8 protein-coding genes are annotated in these 16,426 nt (G+C 36.7%); all 8 read left to right on the top strand.

Features of this window, described 5'->3' with window-relative positions; genetic code table 11:
* Nucleotides 1-286: 286 nt before the first annotated feature.
* Entirely contained in the window at nt 287-2,707 is a 2,421-nt protein-coding gene (locus tag HCG69_RS01595; protein ID WP_370634101.1) for a hypothetical protein, read from the top strand.
* A 324-nt stretch (nt 2,708-3,031) separates the two neighbouring features.
* Nucleotides 3,032-5,209 (top strand): GH92 family glycosyl hydrolase, encoded by a 2,178-nt coding sequence (locus HCG69_RS01590; RefSeq protein WP_221648581.1) that lies wholly within the window; start codon nt 3,032-3,034, stop codon nt 5,207-5,209.
* An 80-nt stretch (nt 5,210-5,289) separates the two neighbouring features.
* A complete protein-coding gene (locus tag HCG69_RS01585; protein ID WP_221648580.1) occupies nt 5,290-7,155 on the top strand; it encodes a T9SS type A sorting domain-containing protein in 1,866 nt (621 codons plus the stop codon).
* Between the two features lie 89 nt (nt 7,156-7,244).
* Entirely contained in the window at nt 7,245-8,606 is a 1,362-nt protein-coding gene (locus tag HCG69_RS01580; protein ID WP_221648579.1) for a trehalase family glycosidase, read from the top strand.
* 40 nt (nt 8,607-8,646) lie between these two features.
* Nucleotides 8,647-10,620, top strand: a complete 1,974-nt coding sequence (locus HCG69_RS01575; protein ID WP_221648578.1) for a T9SS type A sorting domain-containing protein — start codon at nt 8,647-8,649, stop codon at nt 10,618-10,620.
* 56 nt (nt 10,621-10,676) lie between these two features.
* Nucleotides 10,677-12,200: a sialate O-acetylesterase gene (locus HCG69_RS01570; RefSeq protein WP_221648577.1), complete on the top strand. Its 1,524-nt coding sequence runs from the start codon at nt 10,677-10,679 to the stop codon at nt 12,198-12,200.
* A gap of 31 nt (nt 12,201-12,231) precedes the next feature.
* Nucleotides 12,232-14,439 carry an alpha-galactosidase gene (locus HCG69_RS01565; protein WP_221648576.1) on the top strand — a complete coding sequence of 736 codons (2,208 nt, stop codon included), beginning with the start codon at nt 12,232-12,234 and terminating at the stop codon, nt 14,437-14,439.
* Between the two features lie 20 nt (nt 14,440-14,459).
* On the top strand, nt 14,460-16,412 hold the full coding sequence (locus tag HCG69_RS01560; RefSeq protein ID WP_221648575.1) for a sialate O-acetylesterase: 1,953 nt from the start codon (nt 14,460-14,462) through the stop codon (nt 16,410-16,412).
* Nucleotides 16,413-16,426: the final 14 nt, after the last annotated feature.

Below are 16,426 nucleotides of genomic sequence, written 5' to 3'. Positions count from 1 at the left end.
TCCTGGTTTTTATATATAAGATTTACGGCTATTTGTTTGCTTATTCTTGGAATTTTAGTGAATATTTGCAGAGGATATTACCATATGAGTAATTTACCTTTTATGATAAAATTGATAATTAAACCTTTTGTAAAATACTATTTTAACATTTTTATTCCGTTGATGAGGGCTTGTTGTTATGCGAAGAATATATCTATTACTGTTTTTTTGTTTCTCGTTTTTTAAAGTGAATGGAAGTAACATTCATTATGGCTTGACCTTTTATTCTCATACTGTAAATCAAGATGTGAGAACGTCTTTGAATTTAACTCCGGATGATCCTTTTTCGTTTCAGGATGGTTTTTCATTAGAGCTTGATATTAAATTTAATCCGGGGGTACAGACTTATGGTTATATATGTAGGGTTACTTCTGGTACTAATAGTTTTGATATAATATCGAATATAAATGCTTCTAAACTTAATTTTGTATTGATTAATGATGATAAAGCTTTAGCTAATGTTGATTTTAAAATATCGTTACCTAAAAATAGGGAAGACTGGAGTAAAATGAAGATTAATTTCAAGCAAGACAAAATTATTTGTTCTATTAATGATAATATCCAGACGATACCTTATTCTTTTAATAAATTAGATGATATCAGAATTAATTTTGGTAGAAATTGGACTAAAGTGTTTTACAGTTCAGATGTACCTCCGATTTCAATAAAAGATGTTGCCGTTCGGAATGATAAAGGGGATTTACTCTATTTCTGGAAATTAGATAAATATGCAGGTACAAAGGTGTATGATGATATCTGTAGTAAAGAAGCGATAGTAGAGAATGGAAGTTGGGATATTGATAAATATATAAAATGGCAAAAAGAAACATCTATTCCTGTGTCGGAGAGATATGCTCAGATAGCTTTTGATTCTATTCAGAATCGACTTTTTATTGCTACTTCTGATTCTATGATTTTCTTTAATATGGATGATTTTCGTATCAAAAGAATTAAAACTCAAAAAGGTTCTCCTTTTGGTGCAGGGGGGAGTAGCCAGATGATCTATGATTGTATAAACGATCGGTTGGTTTCTTACAGTTTGCTATATCCTGACTTTATTCTTTATGATTTTGCAAAGAATGAGTGGTCAGGAGATAAGTTAGATCAGAGGTTTGCACCGGCACACCACCATAATCGTTTTATTGATATGGAAAAAAGGCAGTTGGTTACGTTTGGAGGATATGGCTATCAGTCTTATAAAGCGTGGTTGTCTACACATCCATTAGACAGTGGTGTTTGGGATATAAAGAATATGTCAAAGGATATCTCTCCGCGTTATTTGAGTGCTTTAGGTTATTTGGGGAAGGGCAAATTTTTACTTTTGGGAGGATATGGCAGTATATCCGGAAAACAGGAAGAATCTCCCAAGAATTTTTATGATTTGTATGAAATGGATTCTCGAAATCAAACTTGCAAAAAGTTGTTTGATTTGACCGTTCCGAGAGTACCGGTAACTTTTTCAAACTCAATGATAATTGATAAAGATAAAGCATATGCACTGGCTTATGATAATAATCGTTTTCATACTTTATTAAGTCTATGTGAAGTGAGCCTTACAGATGGTTCTGTTTCTATTATTGCCGATTCTATTCCATATAATTTTTTAGATATGGAATCGTTCTGTGATCTTATATTGGACAAGGAGAAATCTATCTTATATGCAGTCTTAATGCAGAAAAATCAATCGGATAATTTTAATGTGGATATTTATTCTTTGTCATATCCTCCATTAAAGGTATCGGATGTTATTCAGAAGAGTGGATTGGCAGAGAAAAAAAGTAATCAATTGATTTTTGTAATATGCCTTTTATTCCTTATTTGTTTATCTTTTGTTGTTTTCTTTTGCGTAAGAAGAAAACGAAGGGAAACTCCTCCTGCAAAAAGTATCTCTTCATTTTCCGGGAGTGTAACAAAATCGCCTACTGTTGAATTAAAAACTCCGGTTTCTACTGTAAAGCTTTTGGGAGGATTTCAGGTTTTTGATAAAGAAGGAGTAGATATTACTGATAATTTCACTCCTATCGTTAAACAGATTCTCTTATATCTTTTATTAAGTACTGTAAAAGACGGAAAGAAGGTTACTTCGGAGAAATTGGATGAAACATTCTGGTTTGAAATGGATAAAGCCAGTGCATCGAATAACAGAAGCGTCAATGTGCGAAAGCTTAGATTATTATTAGAGAAAGTTGGTGATATTAGTATTGTCAATAAGACGTCTTATTGGTTTGTAGAGATGGGGAATGAAGTGGTCTGTGATTATAAAAATATAATGCTTTTATTAAAAAAGACTAAAGAAGAACAGAGGGTTAGTGCGAATATATTAAATGCCATTTTAGATATTGCTCAGAATGGGACTCTTCTTCCTAATTTGAATGCAGAATGGGCAGATGGATACAAATCGGAGTATTCGACTCTTTTGATAGAAGTTCTTTTAAAATCAGTATTGTTGCCGGAGGTAGAATCAGATTTGAATTTACAGGTGAAAATTGCTAATGTGATATTGCTTCATGATAATATAGATGAGGAAGCTGTGAGAATAAAATGCCGTGCTTTGTTTTTGCTTGGACAGAAAGGTGCTTCCAAACAGTGTTTTGATAAATTCGCACAAGAGTATTTGCGTTTACTTAATACTTATCCTGAAATTAGTTATGACGAAGTTATATCATAGTAGATATTCCCATTGTACTTCTGTTTTAAAGACTGTATTTTAAAGCGTTTTAGTCCATTAATGATAAATTAAGATTCAATTAAGGTGTGTAAACTTGATTGAATCTTATTTTTTTGCGGGTTTAATAATCATGTTTCCAGTGGGTTATGTTTTTGTTTTTAATAAATTACTCCAATTAAGGTCTGGTTAATCTTTTATTAGGTTCATACACATACATTTGCTTAAGTTTTTGGTACTTGATCTGTGTTCTATAGATTTTGGTACTCTGTAGAAAACAAAGGAAAGCAAATTATTAATCAAAGAATTATCTTAAGTATTGAACCCATGAAAAGCCGTATTCCTTTTCTATATGTTACATTATTATTTGTTTCATGTTCTGGTAACAAACAAATATCTTCTGAGTTAAATCGATATGTAGACCCTTTTATAGGTACTACTTATACAGGGCATACCTTTCCGGGGGCGACTTATCCTTTGGGGATGGTACAACCTGGTCCTCAGACCGGATGTATTGGTTGGGATTACTGTGCCGGATATCGTTATGAAGATACCTTGATATCAGGATTCTCTCAAAATCGGTTGAATGGGACAGGAGTACCGGATATGGGTGATATACTGATTATGCCATTTTCAGGGAAGGATACAAAGGATTTTCAAAGTACTTATCGGAAGGATTCAGAAGTGGCTAATCCTGGTTACTATTCTGTAGAACTGATTGATAATTCGGTAAAAGTAGAGCTAACAGCTACTTCGCATGTTGCTATGCATCGGTATCAGTTTGAAAAAGAGAATCCTGCAATATACATTAACTTTCAGAATGGAATGGTTGGAAGTGAAAATAGTTACAATAACAGAGTACTTGATGCCAACATACAGAAAGAGGATATGTATACTATAACTGGTTATCAGCGAGTGAAGGCTTGGGTTGAACGCGATCTCTTTTATGTAATAAAGTTAGATAAACCGATTGCAACATTTGAAGATGCGGAAGATGGACGTGAAGATAAGGCTCCTCGTAAGATAATTCGTTTAGCTGATGAAAGAGAGGTACAGATAAAAGTTGCTTTTTCAATGGTTAGTATTGAGGGAGCTAAAAAAAATCTGAATTTGGAATTGGAACATTGGGATTTTGATACGGTTCGAAAAGAGGCTGAAAATAAATGGGAGAATTACTTGTCACGAATTGAAATTGAAGGTACTGATGAACAGAAAATAAATTTTTATACGGCTTTGTATCATTTACTGATACAACCTAATAATGTAGCTGATGTAAACGGACAATATAAAAATGCGAAAGATTCAGTTTCTCTTTCTCCTTTTGGAATATATTATTCTACTTTTTCCTTATGGGATACTTATCGGGCTGCTCATCCTCTATATACCATTCTTACTCCAGAGTTACTTCCCGATATGGTAAATTCTATGTTACTGCATGCCGAATGCCAAGGGTATCTACCGATTTGGACATTATGGGGAAAAGAGACACATTGTATGATTGGTAATCATGCAGTCCCGGTTATTGTAGAAGCCTGTTTGAAAAACTTTCCAGGAATTGATGTGGAACAGGCTTATCATTTGATCAAGAAATCTTTGACAGTTTCTCATTTTAAATATGATGTAGAGGCCTATGACCGATATGGATATTTTCCTTTTGACATTGTAGAAGAAGAATCTGTTTCTCGTACATTGGAGGGAGCTTATGATGATTATTGTGCAGCACAGTTGGCCAAGAAACTGGGTAAAAGTGATGATTATGATTTTTTTATGAAACGTTCGGCGAGTTATAAAAATCTATTTGATAATGAAACGAGGTTGATGCGTGGAAAAGATTCCAACGGCAAATGGCGTACACCATTCAATGTTTTTCATTTATCTCATGCCGGGACTGCCGGTGGTGATTATACTGAAGGGAATGCTTGGCAATATACATGGCATGTACAACAAGATATAGCAGGATTGACCGAGTTAATGGGGGGAACAGATAAGATGATAATGAAGCTGGATTCACTTTTTGTTATTGAACAATCTGCTGATCAGACTGGATTTGTTGGAGATGTAACAGGCCTGATAGGTCAATATGCTCATGGAAACGAACCGAGTCATCATGTAATATATATGTATACTTTACTTGGGAAGAATGATCGTACAGCTGAATTAGTCCGTGAAGTATTTGATCGTTTCTATTTACCAAAACCTGATGGGCTATGTGGGAATGATGATTGTGGTCAGATGTCAGCCTGGTATATATTCAGTGCATTAGGATTTTATCCTGTGAATCCGGTCAGTCTTGAATATGTAATTGGTGCCCCTCAGATTCCTCGGGCACAAATAAAATTGAAGAATGGAAAAGTATTCACAATGATAGCGCATGATTTGTCTAAGGAGAATAAATATGTGGAATCGGTTAAGTTGAATGGAAGGCAAATCAGAGATCATAAAATCTCATATGATGATATTATGCGGGGTGGAACGTTAGAGTTTGTAATGAGCAACGAGCACTGATAGGTTATAATCTGAACATTAAAGTACTTTGATATAAATGTAGTAATAGAGCTTATGTTAAACATTAAAATTTGAAATTTATGAAAAACTTATTTTACTCTCTGGTATTGGCATTGTGCTGGCAGTCAAATTTATCAGCCCAAGAAACTTTTTATGTAAGTTCGAGTGGAAGTGATGACAATCCTGGAACTAAAGAACAACCTTGGTATTCACTAAATGCTGATAATTGGACAGATGGATGTACAATTGTCGTATTGGATGAAATCTATTTGGACCCGGTAATTGACGTAAGTAAGGAGGCTACTATCAAAGAAGTTACAATAAAAGGAGGTACTCCTGAAGCTGCAATAATGGGGGTGAATGATGATGAGTTTAATGATGGAGAAATGAATGTTTCAAGTTTCTTTGATTTGAAAAGAGTGAAATTGAATTTGGAGGATATTACGCTGAAGAATTTGCATCGGGACGGGGGAACCGGATCTGGTGGTATGATATACGTAGATCCGTATTCGGAGTTGAACCTTAATAATGTTGTTGTAAGAAACGGAGTGGTTACTACTGGAGTAAACTGTCGTGGAGGCGCTATTTGCAGTGAAGGTAAACTGATTGTAAAAAATACAATTTTTGAAGGATGTAAAGCTTATCAAGGAGGTGCCGTTTGTCTGAGAGAATCTGAGAATCCTATTTATGCCCGATTTGAAGATTGTATATTCAGAAATAATGAAACGGGAGACGGTACGGTTGAAAATGGTAGTGGAGCTTCCGGAGGGGCTTTATACATAGAAGGTATGGAGATGGATATTGCTTTTGACAAGTGTTTTTTTGATTCTAACGTAGCTACTAATACAGCCAGAAATGCTACAGCAGGTGGCGTACGTTTATTTCTTAATGAGGAATGTAATGCAAATGTAACATTTATGAATTGTACGGTATCAAACAATAAGTCTGTAGGTGCCAGTGGATTCATGCACTGGGCAAGATGTGAACAAGGAAATGTAAACTTGAAGTTTGTTAATAATGTATTTTACAAAAATCGTACGGAAGGCCCGCAAGCGAATCTTATTACTTCTCAGAAATCAGCGCCTACTTTAGGAATGTCGGGAAGTTTTGTTTTTGTAAACAATACGTCCATGATGAACAATACAGGTGTTGACGGATTAGTTCAGACAGACCAGAATGCCATAAATTTCAGTGATTTTGGTGGTGATTTCGATTTGGTTTTTGTTAATAATATTATGTTGGATTGTATGATAGAACCTATCGATAAAGGTGACGGAACAATGGTTGACCAGTTAGGTTGGGGATGGTCAATCCGGGAAAAAGATGCCAGATCGACAGGTGAATATATTATTAAGAATAATTTAATTGATGGTGTAGGTGGAGCGTATGATGCAACTTGGGGTGCCGGATTTTTATATCATTTTAATAATGAAGATATTGCTACGGCAAATAACAATAAAAGTGTTCGCGGCAAGTCTACTGACCAGAAACTGAAACAAGTGGGAATTGATCGTAAGTTAACCGAACCGACAGAAGGTATTCCTTATATCGAGATCAATGACCCTGAAGGATATGCTATTGATAATGGAGTTTCTTCGTTGATATATAAAGGAGAGGAGTTGATTCCGCAAACTGATATAAGAGGTGTTGCTAAAACTGGTAATTCCAGAGACTTAGGTGCTTTCGAGTATAATGGAGTTGCTTCTTCCGTCAATGAATTTAAAGTAGATTCTCAGGTACATGTTTATTTGAATCATCCTACGGGAACTTTGTATTTTTCTGAAGAAGTTGCATCGGTTCAAATATATACATCTTTTGGTATGCCGTGCATCCCTGTTGCTGTGAACGTTACATCTGTTAATATACGGAATCTGGCAAAGGGTATTTACATCGTGCGGATAGTAGACAAAAATGGAAAGGTATATTCTGAAAAGATATTGAAATAAAAAATAAAACGCAGAAAGGTGCTTTGAAAAGGTTTATGCACCTTTCTGTGAATTATAAAAATAATTATTGGAGATTAAATCCTGTAACTATGGATAAATTCTTGGAAAAGAGAAGGGCCTTTTCTTTATTTATTGTATTTTCGATAGCAATATTTTCTGTTTTTTCTCAGCAAGAAGGAACATGGAGAGATTATAGCTCTATCATAAAAAAATGTATTTATAATGATTATAAAGGTATGTTCAGAGAAGAAGGTAAAGCTTTGAAATATCCTTTCATTACTCCGGGAAGCAGTCAATACTCCGATGTTTTATGGGATTGGGATTCTTGGCTGACTAATATAGCATTACGTCAGATTTTGTTGGATATAGGTAATGACAAAGCTTCGAAAGAAGCCATAAAATATGAACAAGGTTGTATTTTGAATTTTTTGGAATTTGGAGGAATGGATGGTTGGATACCTATAAATATAAAGCGGGAATCTGTGAGAGCCGAAATACAACCTAAAGAAATTTATAAAACGAATATGCATAAGCCGTGTTTGGCTCAACATGCTGCATTTTTAACAAAACTCAATGGTGGTGATGCCGAATGGCTTAGAGCTAAATTTTATTATCTTCAGACTTTTGTGAATAATTATATTAACCATCACCGAGATCGGGCTACCGGATTATATTATTGGCAAAATGATGTAGCTATCGGAGTAGATAATGATCCGTGTACCTATTATCGTCCGGCAAGAGGCTCCGGATCTATTTTTTTAAATTGTTTGATGTATAAGGAATTGAAAGCTGTAGCTTATTTGTGCGAAAGGTTGGGTCTGTCTGAGACCGCACCTCAATACCAAAAGAATGCATCGGATTTGCAAGAAGCTATTCAAAAACATTGTTGGGATAACAGAGACGGCTTCTTTTATAGTGTAGATTTGAATTTATTGCCTGTAAAAAGTCCGGAGGCATTTGAGAGACATAGTGGCATGCCTCGTGATTGGGATTGTCTGATTATGAGAATTGGTGTTTGGTCAGGCTTTTTGGCCATGTGGGCAGATATTGCAACGCCGGAACAATCGGAAAGAATCGTTCGGGAACATTTTAAAAATACAAAAACCTTTAATGCTCCGTATGGCATCAGAACTCTTTCTAAAATGGAGAAGATGTATAATTTGAAAGCTACCGGTAATCCGTCGTCTTGGTTGGGACCTGTGTGGGGGATTTCGAATTATATGGTTTGGAAAGGGTTGGTGAAATATGGGTATGAAGAAGAAGCATGCGAACTGGCCGAGAAAACTATAAAGTTGTTTGGAAGCGATTTTAAACGTTTCGGGGCTTTACACGAGTATTATCAGCCTGAAAATGGGGAACCTATACTAAATCCTGGGTTTCAGAATTGGAATTATCTGGTTATGAATATGTTGGCATGGCTGGAGAAAAGACCATTGGTTGATGAATTTTAAGAAGTAAAAATCGAATAAATAAAGAATCAATAAAATACTTATGAAACATAAAATGAAGTCTTTCGGTTTACTATTCTTTTGGGGAATGATCTCCTGTACGAGCAATGCGGGAGAAGTAAGTGGGGATCTACGGACTGTTCTTGATGCTCAAATCAATAATTCTGTGATTGATATTCCTAAAGGGACTTATATCCTTGATTTGAAAGATGGAAAACAACCTTACTTATTCAGTTATAAAAAAAATATTCAGGTAAAGGGAAATGGTTCGACAATTATTTGTAATTATCAGAAACAGGCTTTTAGTTTTGAGTATTGTGAAGATATGGTCTTTTCTGATTTGACAATAGAGTATGATCCGCCTTGCTCTACACAAGGTACGATTACTCAAATGTCGGCCGATGCAAAGACACTTCAAGTGGAGATACATGAAGGGTATCCGATGCTGAATCCGGAAACAGTACAGAATAGAGTACATTTCTTTGATAAAGATACCCGGGAGTTGATTTGGAATCTTTATACCAATGAAATAAAAGATCCGATTGTTTATTTAGAGGATCGTAAAGTACAGGTAAATTTGACAATGCCTAAGGTCGGAACTTATGAAGTCGGTGATTTTGTTGTATTCAATAATATTCCTACTACTTATGTTGGTCATTGTATCATTATGAATCATTGTAAGAATCTGACAATGTCCGGTATAACCATTTATGATTCTCCTGCTTTTCATTTTGCCGAACATTATTGTGAAAATACACATTATTATCGTTGTATTATCGATCGGAAAGTAGACGATCCCAAATATCCTCAAGATAGGTTACGACCTGGTATTGCCGATGGAATTCATAGTAAGCATGCGACAATAGGACCTACTATAGAGGAATGTGTTATTCAGTATACAAATGACGACCCGATAGCAATTAACGGGAATTTTTATCCGGTATATAGGGTAGATAAAGAATATAAACAATTGTATATTTTGGCAAGGGATTATAATCTTGCAGATGTAACTATCAAGAAAGATGAAAATGTTGTTGTTGTTTCGAATGATGGGGTCTATCGTGGAGAGGCTAAGCCCACACGAGTGACGTTGTCAGCCGATCCTACCGCAGAGGATATAAAGAAATGTTTATCTTATTTTAAAGATATTAAAGATACCCGGTATATAAGAACTGTTATGGTTCGTTTTTCAGCGGAAGATTGGGATAAAGTTAGTAATGTCTCCCCTGGTGATGTGATTTATTCAACTGACAGAATCGGGGCGGGGTTCCGGGTTATCAATAATAAAATTGGCCATGTTCCGGGAAGAGGAATATTGGTAAAGTCATCTGATGGAAAAATACAAAATAATGAAATAACATATACTGGTGCCGGTGCAATAATTATTGCTCCTGAATTTAATTGGATGGAGGCAGGACTGTCGAGAAATCTGGAAATAAGTGGTAATCATATCGAAACGTGTATGTTTCGCCAAAATTTGAAACGTTCTCAGGCTGCTGCTATTTCAGTAGTATTGGAAGCATCGAATGGTGATTTGGCACCTGCCGGTGGTTTTAGGAATATCATTATTCATCGTAATACGATAAAGAATTGTCCGAAACCGTGTGTGTTTCTGAATGCGATAGATGGTGGATATTTTTACAAGAATACGATTGAGCCTGCAACCTGGGTACGAGATCATGGACAGAATTTTTTGATTCGGAATGATATGGAATATGTTACGAAGTATGTGAAAAATATTGTTACGGATGAAGATCCTATGGGGACAGGATTGAGTCAAATAAAGCACGATGGGGAGAAATTGATCTGTGTAGACAATAATGGATATGTAAGCTTAAATGGATACCAGGAAAAACAGGTGAAAATGAGAGTTTTTGATGCTTACGGGCAATTAATTCTTGAAGATTCTTTTTGGGGATATTCTTCGGTTACTTTACATCGGCTTAAACAGGGAATTTATATTATTAATCTTATTTATAATGATGAGAGTTTTTCTAAAAAGTACTCTGTCTTCTGATATTACAGAGGATACTTTTATACAGTAATTCCAGTGTTCTGAAAATATTTAATATTATGAAAAAGTTTTTTGCAAATCTTCTGGTGATTTTTCTTCTTTCTATCACTTCATTCGGTACTCTGTATGCAAAGACTATTTTGCCTGGACTTATAGGTAATGATATGGTCTTGAAACAGAAATCAAAAGTTGCATTTTGGGGTTGGGACAAGCCAGGGACGGATATATCCGTAGAGACAAGTTGGAACGATAGGAAGTATGTGGCAAAAGCCGGATTGGATGGTAAATGGAATATGTATATTTCTACTCCTGAAGCCGGGGGACCCTATCATATTTTGATTAATGGAACGGATCGGATAGAACTGAATAATGTCTTAATAGGTGAAGTTTGGTTTACCAGTGGACAATCTAATATGGGATGGTCAGTCATAGAAGAAAAGGAGGCTGAAAACATATTGAAAAATGCAGATCATGCCAATATCCGTCTATTTCATGTTCCCCGTCATGTTTCAGACCGGAAGGAATCTGTTTTTGGTAAGAATACTGTTTGGAAAGAATGTAATGCTGAGACGGTTAGGAATTTCTCGGCTATGAGTTATTATTTTGCCGTTTTTTTACAAAAAGAGCTGAATGTACCGATTGGGATTATTTCTGCTTCTTGGGCCGGAACAGGTATTGAATCATGGCTTTCTTATGATTTGCAGGCCTCTGACGATAATTTGAGAAAAGCGACAGACAGATGGTGGAAATGGAAGAAGGATTTTCGGCATGATAGCATTGCATACGCAGAGAAGCTGGCTTTGCAGGAAGAAAATTTGGCAAAAGGTACTGCCCAGGAGATTGTCAAAAAACCGAAAAGTGTTCATATGTTACAACGGCCACATTGTAAGCCCGGCTCCCTTTATAACGGAATGGTTCATCCTTGTATGCCCTATACCATATCCGGACTGATCTGGTATCAAGGAGAGAATAGTGTGGAATGGGCAGATGAATATGAATATCAGTTACAGAGTATGATTGATGGTTGGAGAGATGGTTTCCATTCGGATTTTCCTGTTCTTATCGGGCAGCTGACTAATTTTAATTATCCGTCTGCTGAGCGAGCAGCGATTTTAAGAGATGCTCAACTGAAGGCGCGTGAGAAGAAAAATACTTATGTTATTTGTACGATTGATATTGGAAATCCTGATGATGTACATCCGAATAACAAATTACCTTTCGGACAGCGGTTTGCTGATATGGCGTTGAATAAGATATATGGGAGAAAAAACTTTGCAGATTATCCGGTAGCGGAGAGAGCGGTAGCTAAAGGAGATAAAATAGTAGTGAGTTTTAATCTTGTGAAAGAATTGTGCATAAAAGGGAAAGAGATAAATGATATTTGGGTGACTGATACTACCGGAAAGAAGCAAAAAGTGAAAGCTGTTGTTAAAAGAAATAAATTGATAATAGGTTGTGAAAATATTCAGAATCCGGTAAAAGTAAGTTATGCTGTAGAAAATAACGTGAACGCAAATCTATATAATAAAAATGGCTTACCGGCATTTCCTTTTACCTTACCGGTGAGAATATCTGAGAAATAAATAGAATGGAAAACTAATATTATGATATGATATGAGAAAGTGTGTATTGATTACTTTTTTATCGTTTGTTCTGTGCGGAGTGAGAGTTTGTGCGAAATCAATAGATTTTATAACTATAGAAACGGCCGGATTGAATATGTTTTTTACTGTTTCGGAAAATAAGAAGGTCTCTTTTCTATATTTTGGAGATAGATTAGTTTCTGACAGTCGGACTACTGTTTTAAATAAGGAATACAAGCTCAGACGCGACGGGCGTCCGCTTATACCGGAGATTTTTCCTACTTCCGGAGACTGTCTGGATCCCGCTTTGCAGTTGACACACGCTGATGGAGTATTTACTACCGATCTATATTATGTAGAGCATAATACGATAAATATGGATGATAATGTATCTGAGACGACCATTCGACTTAAAGATAAATTATATCCTCTTTTTGTCAATATTGTATTTAAGGCATATAAAAAGGAGAATATTATCGCTCAATACATAGAATTGGAAAATGAAGAACAAGATGCCATCAAGATTGAAAAAATAGCTTCGGCTTATCTTCCTTTACATCGTAAGTCTTATTATCTCACTCATTTTTATGGAGGATGGGGAACTGAAATGAAAATGAAAGAAGAGCAGTTGACACCGGGAACAAAGAGCATAGAAGCACGGACCGGAATTTTGACAACGGAGTCGGTGAATTCTTCTTTTATGCTTTCGGCAGATGCTCCGGCACAAGAAAGAGCTGGTGAGATATATGCCGGATCTTTAGCCTGGTCGGGGAATTATAAAATGACTTTCGAACTTGATAAATATGGTATATTGCATATGGTAGGAGGGATTAATCCATATGCTTCGATGCTCCTGATAGAACCGGGAAAGAAAATTAAAATGCCGGAAATGATCTGGACTTATAGCTCTTGTGGGCGTGGGCAGATTTCAAGAAATTATCATGACTGGTGTCGTAAGTACGCATTGGCGCATGGGAATGAGATACGTCCAGTTGTCTTGAACAGTTGGGAAGGCACTTATTTTAAGTTTGATGAGAAAAAGGTGAAAAGGATGATTGATGCCGCTGCTGATTTCGGTATTGAAATGTTTGTTCTTGATGATGGTTGGTTCGGTAATAAATATCCTCGTGATGACGATCGGTGCGGATTGGGAGATTGGCAGGTGAATAAGAAAAAACTTCCCGGAGGGATAGGTCATTTAGCCGATTATGCACATAAGAAAGGTGTAAAGTTCGGGATTTGGGTAGAGTTGGAAATGGTGAATCCTAAAAGTGAATTAGCCGAAAAACATCCGGACTGGATCGTTAGAAGCGGTAATCGGGAGCTTTTATTAGTTAGAAGTCAGTGTGTATTGGATTTGACTAATCCGGAAGTACAAGATTTTATCGTCGGAACATTTGATGATATAGTGAGTAGTTCGCCTAATATTTCGTACATTAAATGGGATTCGAACCGTTTTATTAATCGTGCAGGTTCGCAATATCTTCCGGCTGACAGGCAGTCTCATTTCTGGGTGGATTACATCAATGGTTTATATTCTGTTTACGACCGGGTACGTAAGAAATATCCGCATATTACTATCCAACTCTGTTCATCGGGCGGAGGACGTTTGGATTTTGGTGCCTTAAAGTATCATGATGAAGTCTGGGCCAGTGATAATACGAATCCACTTAGTAGGATATTTATTCAATATGGTACTAATATGTTTTTTCCGGCTATCGCTACAGGAGCCCATGTTTCGATCAGTCCTAATCATCAAACAAAAATGCATGCATCGTTAAAGTATCGGTTCGATGTAGCTATGGCCGGACGTTTAGGTATGGAATTGCAACCTGAAGATTTGCAGGGCGATGAACGTATTTTTGCTAAAAATGCGGTAGAAACCTATAAACAGATTCGGCCAATCGTACAGTTCGGTGACTTATACCGGCTTATTTCGCCCTATGATGAGGGGGGATGGGCAGCATCCATGTATGTTGATAAAGATAAAAAAAATGCAGTTGTGTTTGCTTATAGTTTCGAATTTCACGGCAGAGATCGTTTCCTGGAATTTAAATTGGATGGTTTGGACGAAAAGAAGAAGTATAAACTGACAGAACTGAACAGGATAGGCAAAAAAAGTTCCTTTTGGGGAAATGAAAAGATCTTTACAGGTGAAGAATTGATGAAGATGGGGATAAATGTAAATGATAGTGCCATGTTTGATAGTTTCGTTTTTATGCTTACAGAAGTTAATTGATAATGTTAAAGAATTGAATTATGATAAGAAAATTTATAGTGATTATTCTTGGATTGCTGGGCATTACTGATTTATCCGCGATGATTAAGGTATCCGGTGTTTTTGCCGATAATATGGTTATTCAGAGGGATGCTCCTGTCAAAGTATGGGGATGGGGAGACAAAGGAGAAACGGTAACTGTGATATTTAATGGGCAAAACCAGAGAACCCGTACAAATAATGACGGTTATTGGGAACTTCAACTGAAAGAAATGTCTTTTGGCGGACCTTATGAGATGACTGTTTCAGGTAAAAGCAATGAGATTAAAATCAAAAATATTCTGATAGGAGACGTATGGGTTTGTAGTGGACAGTCGAATATGGAATTCCAGGTAAAGTTGTCCGCAAATGCTCCGAAAGAGATTGAAGCGGCCGATTATCCGATGATTCGTTCTCTGAACGTTTCGCGTACGGTGAATGCATTACCTCAAGAAGATATGACAGGTGAGTGGGAAATCTGTTCTCCTTCTACTGTTGGCAATTTTACGGCTGTAGGATACTATTATGCGCGTGAGCTTTACAGACAATTGAATATTCCGATTGGAATTATACATTCGTCTTGGGGAGCTACCGGAGTAAGGACATGGACAAGCAGAAAAGCATTTGATATGCTTCCACTGGCAATGTCGGCCGATTATAATCAATTGGCATTAAATGATTTCGGGAAATTCCAAAAAGAAAATTCCGATAATAAGAAACGATTTGAGAAAGCACTGGCTAATGATATCGGCATGACCGGGAAATGGTATGATCCGGAGACGGACATATCCTTGTGGAAAGAGATAAATCTTCCCAGAGCGTGGATGGGAACAGAGCTGGGAACTTCGTTAGGAAATGTGTGGTATTGTAAGAAAATAAACCTTTCGGAAAAGGTGGTTGGAGAGTCGGGAACCATATCGTTGGGAGTTATTGACGATGGGGATATTGTCTGGATAAACGGTGTGAAAGTAGGAGAAGGATACGGTTACGATAAACGGCGTATTTATGATATACCCGAAGGGCTTTTGAAAGCAGGGGAGAATACGGTAACGGTTCGGGTTAGTAACTCCTCTCATACCGGAGGATTTATCTCCGAACCGGAGAACTATTATCTTGAAACAAAGGGGAAGAATAAATTTCATTTTCCTTTATCGGAAAAGTGGAAATATAAAAAGTCTGCTGTCAGCATGGATTATGGTTATGTGGAAATAGGGCCGAATATTGCACCTTCACTACTGTATAATGCGATGATTCATCCGTTGATAAAGTTTCGTATAAAGGGGGTGATCTGGTATCAGGGCGAACACGATACGGTTCGGGCTTATGCATACAGAACCATGTTTCCGAATCTGATAAATGACTGGCGTCGGCAATGGGGATATGAGTTTCCGTTTTATTGGGTATCGTTAGCGAATATAAATTCGGAGGATATCCTACCTAAGGATAGCCCATGGGCCGAATTACGCGAAGCACAAACAATGACGCTAACTTTACCGCAAACAGGACAGGCTGTTATTTATGATATCGGTGAAGCATATAATATACATCCGGCGAATAAACAGGAAGTGGGCAGACGGCTTGCGTTGGTGGCAATGAATAAAACATACGGTCAAACAGATACGGTATGTGAGGGACCTGTATATAAATCGTTCCGAAAAGAAAAAGATACAATCATTGTATCTTTTGATAATGCAGAAAAAGGCTTGTGTACTAAAAATAATAAATACGGATATGTCACAGGTTTCTCTATTGCCGGTAAAGACCGGAAGTTTGAGTGGGCGAAAGCTTATATCCAAGGGGATAAGGTAGTAGTGTTTTCGGATAGGGTAAAAGATCCTGTAGCTGTCCGTTATGCTTGGTCCAATAATCCGGGAGCCAATTTATATAACAAAGAAGGATTGTTGACAGTACCTTTTCGCACTGATTCATGGGAAGAATGTACAAGAAATAAATAGTAATCTTAAAAAAA

This window comes from Bacteroides sp. K03, from assembly GCF_019734355.1.
Classification (GTDB): domain Bacteria; phylum Bacteroidota; class Bacteroidia; order Bacteroidales; family Bacteroidaceae; genus Bacteroides; species Bacteroides nordii.
This window is presented reverse-complemented; position numbering and strand designations above follow the sequence as displayed.

Bases quoted from the DNA above. Each gene is read 5' to 3' on its own strand.
- HCG69_RS01560 (WP_221648575.1), top strand. From the start codon at position 14,460: ATGATAAGAAAATTTATAGTGATTATTCTTGGATTGCTGGGCATTACT.
- HCG69_RS01585 (WP_221648580.1), top strand. From the start codon at position 5,290: ATGAAAAACTTATTTTACTCTCTGGTATTGGCATTGTGCTGGCAGTCA.
- HCG69_RS01565 (WP_221648576.1), top strand. From the start codon at position 12,232: ATGAGAAAGTGTGTATTGATTACTTTTTTATCGTTTGTTCTGTGCGGA.
- HCG69_RS01570 (WP_221648577.1), top strand. From the start codon at position 10,677: ATGAAAAAGTTTTTTGCAAATCTTCTGGTGATTTTTCTTCTTTCTATC.
- HCG69_RS01575 (WP_221648578.1), top strand. From the start codon at position 8,647: ATGAAACATAAAATGAAGTCTTTCGGTTTACTATTCTTTTGGGGAATG.
- HCG69_RS01580 (WP_221648579.1), top strand. From the start codon at position 7,245: ATGGATAAATTCTTGGAAAAGAGAAGGGCCTTTTCTTTATTTATTGTA.
- HCG69_RS01590 (WP_221648581.1), top strand. From the start codon at position 3,032: ATGAAAAGCCGTATTCCTTTTCTATATGTTACATTATTATTTGTTTCA.